The sequence below is a fragment of the Natronoflexus pectinivorans genome, from assembly GCF_004345615.1.
Classification (GTDB): domain Bacteria; phylum Bacteroidota; class Bacteroidia; order Bacteroidales; family Marinilabiliaceae; genus Natronoflexus; species Natronoflexus pectinivorans.
Genome location: NZ_SLWK01000034.1, coordinates 1 through 2,873, shown reverse-complemented (window position 1 = coordinate 2,873; position 2,873 = coordinate 1). Strand labels below are relative to the sequence as shown.

Sequence of the window (2,873 nt, the reverse complement as noted above, 5' to 3'; positions counted from 1 at the left end):
CCATTGTGGTTATATCTTATTGTGCCTTATGTGGTAAAAGATGGTACTTGCGTAAAAGTGGGAGTCCCGAATGCTCGGGATTGCGCTACGCTCCAATCCGGTCGCCGCCGACCTTAGAAAGAAGCCGATTCAGAGATGAGTCGGCTTTTTTGTGTTTATGGCTAAACGCGAAGACGCAGAGTCGCAAAGTTTTTTTATATTTCTTATATGCCTTATATGGTAATAAAAACTCTGTGCATCTCCGTGTTTTCTCTGTGTCCCTCCGTGTAACTATAATTGCTTCTACGTATATTGTTTCTCTAATTGACAGATATCTTACAACCCCTCGACCCAATAGCCAATTGACCTTATTACCCTCAATTAAAATCTTATGTGTCTTATGTGGTTAAAATTGCACACCTACGGCGTGCCGCTCGCCAGATGGGTTTTATATTTCTATCAACATTTGTCACCTACGGCGACACTCTAGTAAATTTCGTACTTATGATTTAATTTCCATTATAAAAACTCGTTTCGGTTTTCTGTCTCCGATCTCCTGTCTCCCTTTTCCAGTGTCCTTATGTGCCTTATGTGGTGAATAACTCCCATTAATTGCTGATCTTAAATCGAATCTCTTTTGTGGTTTCATTGCCAAGTTTGTCGTTGGCGTATACTAAAACATTGTAAATCTTCTCTTCTGTAAATAATTCTCTGGCTGCTGGAGAATTTATGCCTTCATATTTTATTCTCTCTCCTCCATTTATAGAGAAATAAATATTCTCTGTTCCACAATGTTTATCTGTTGCTCCAATATACATTCGGACATATGGAGGATAAATTTTTAGCAAATCATCATCTATTAATTCTTCTCTAATAGCCTGAATGCTGAAATTTACATGGATCTCAGGAGGTTCATTATCCACATAAACAAAACTTTTCTTTGTTTGCTCCTGATTATTTACCATATCTGTAGATCTGAATTCAATGGAGTGAATTCCGCTGTTTTTAAGCTGAAATTGATAGCCCTTCACAAAATCAGCACCGTTTACTTTATACTCTGTAGACTGCACTCCTGATGCGTTGTCTTTCGAGATTAAATTAATTGAAGTGTTTTTGTTAATAAACAGCGTGTCTCTGGTGAAGAATTGAGGCCCGGAGAAATCTATGTAAGTGAGTGGGGGTTCAATATCCAGATAAAACGAAAACTCTTCAACGACAGATCTGTTGGCTACCATATCGAATGCTTGAAAATATATTGTTTGATTTCCATTTGAGTTTAGCGGACTGATTGGATCGATATAAATTTCATTTAGAATTCTACTGTTGTTGAATCCGTAGATAATATTCCGAACCCCTGAAATGGTATCATTTGCATCAAGTTCGATTTTACTTCTATCTGATATATAGAGGATGTCGCCCTGATGGTGATCTCCAATAACGGAAGCGAAGGTTCTTGGAGGACTGCGATCTACAGTGAAAGTTTGAACCACTTCCACATTGCCGTCGGAACCTTCAAAGATGTTTCCAACATTATCTTCAATCCAGTAATTGAGAGTATAATTGTTGGAGGGAAGATCTTTCAGGCTTATTCCGCTATTATAAACTTTAATGGGTTTATCATTAATCTGAAAACGAATCTCATTTACTCCAGATAAATTGTCTGTTCCAAGAATGATGATTTTTGAGTTAGCCGATGCCATATTCTCATATACATCACCTTCCAAGGTCCAGGTGCCAACAGGAGGGGTAATGTCCACGAAAAAATGTTCAATTGAGACATCTTCAATATTGCCAACATTATCTACACTATAAAAGCGGAGATAGAACTCTCCCTCCTTATTCATTAGTATCGGACCATTGTAGGGTTTGTAGCTTTCGCCATTGAGGCTGTAGAGGGTTTGAGAAACGCCTGATGTTGCATCTTTTGCTGTCAAATCAATTGTTAAGCCACTTCCGTAGTATGTTTTGCCATCATGAGTGAATTTTTGAGCATTGTTGAATCTTACATTGGTCTTTGGTGGCGTTCCATCGGCATATACTTCAAATATTACGTCTTCCAGTGGATAAACTACCTGCTTAGTAATTGTATCAACGCGCCATGGGGTACGAATGGAATTGTACCCATCCGAATCAAAATAAAAAGGGTTGGCGTATCTTGCTGAACTTTCGCTTTCAAGTCTTTCCATTTCGCCTCCAACCTGAGGGGAAGAGCTTAAATAGAGATACATTGGCTGATTACGGTTTACATACAATTTGCCGTCTTCGGATTTGTGAAATCGTGAAGGATGATTTAGTTGTTTTTGGGAATAAACTGGTTCAAAGCCAATGATGGATAAGGCAAGCAAGACTAGTAGTGAGATTTTTTTCATCGGATTATTTAAAATAGTTGCTAATTAGATTATGGAATACTTGTTTTGGTTGTAAAAATTAATTTGATAAATGAGATACGTTATCCCTGTTGTTTGTGTTACACTATGGGTTGTCGCTTTTGACGAAAGGACTATTTTTCCTTATGGTTTGCCGTTTTAGTCTGACTAATTATTCTGGACGGACGATTGTTCAATCTGCTGTTTATTCTCTATTACTTTGGGAGCCATGCATTTTGCAGATTGCTGTTTCTCCTAACGAATTAAGATAGGCTTTATTAATACATTGAAATTTTATTCCAAGAGTGTGTTCAGTAAAAGAGTTTATTACTTTTTTGTTTACTTTTGCTGCCGATAATTATTTTTCAAATACTCAATAAAAAACTGATGAAGAGGATTTTAATTGCGTTGTTTGTAATGGTTTGTTTTGCAAATGCAAAATCCGGAGGCATCCGGACACCCGTTCTGGAATTATCCGGGCAGGCATTCCGGTAATATCCGGACATGCGTTCTGGAATTATCCGGACA

General features: G+C 37.7%; 1 protein-coding gene. It reads right to left on the bottom strand.

Annotated features, from left to right (window positions below):
- Window positions 1-587: 587 nt before the first annotated feature.
- On the bottom strand, window positions 588-2,348 hold the full coding sequence (locus EV194_RS16755; RefSeq protein WP_132435683.1) for an OmpL47-type beta-barrel domain-containing protein: 1,761 nt from the start codon (window positions 2,346-2,348) through the stop codon (window positions 588-590).
- Window positions 2,349-2,873 lie beyond the last annotated feature (525 nt).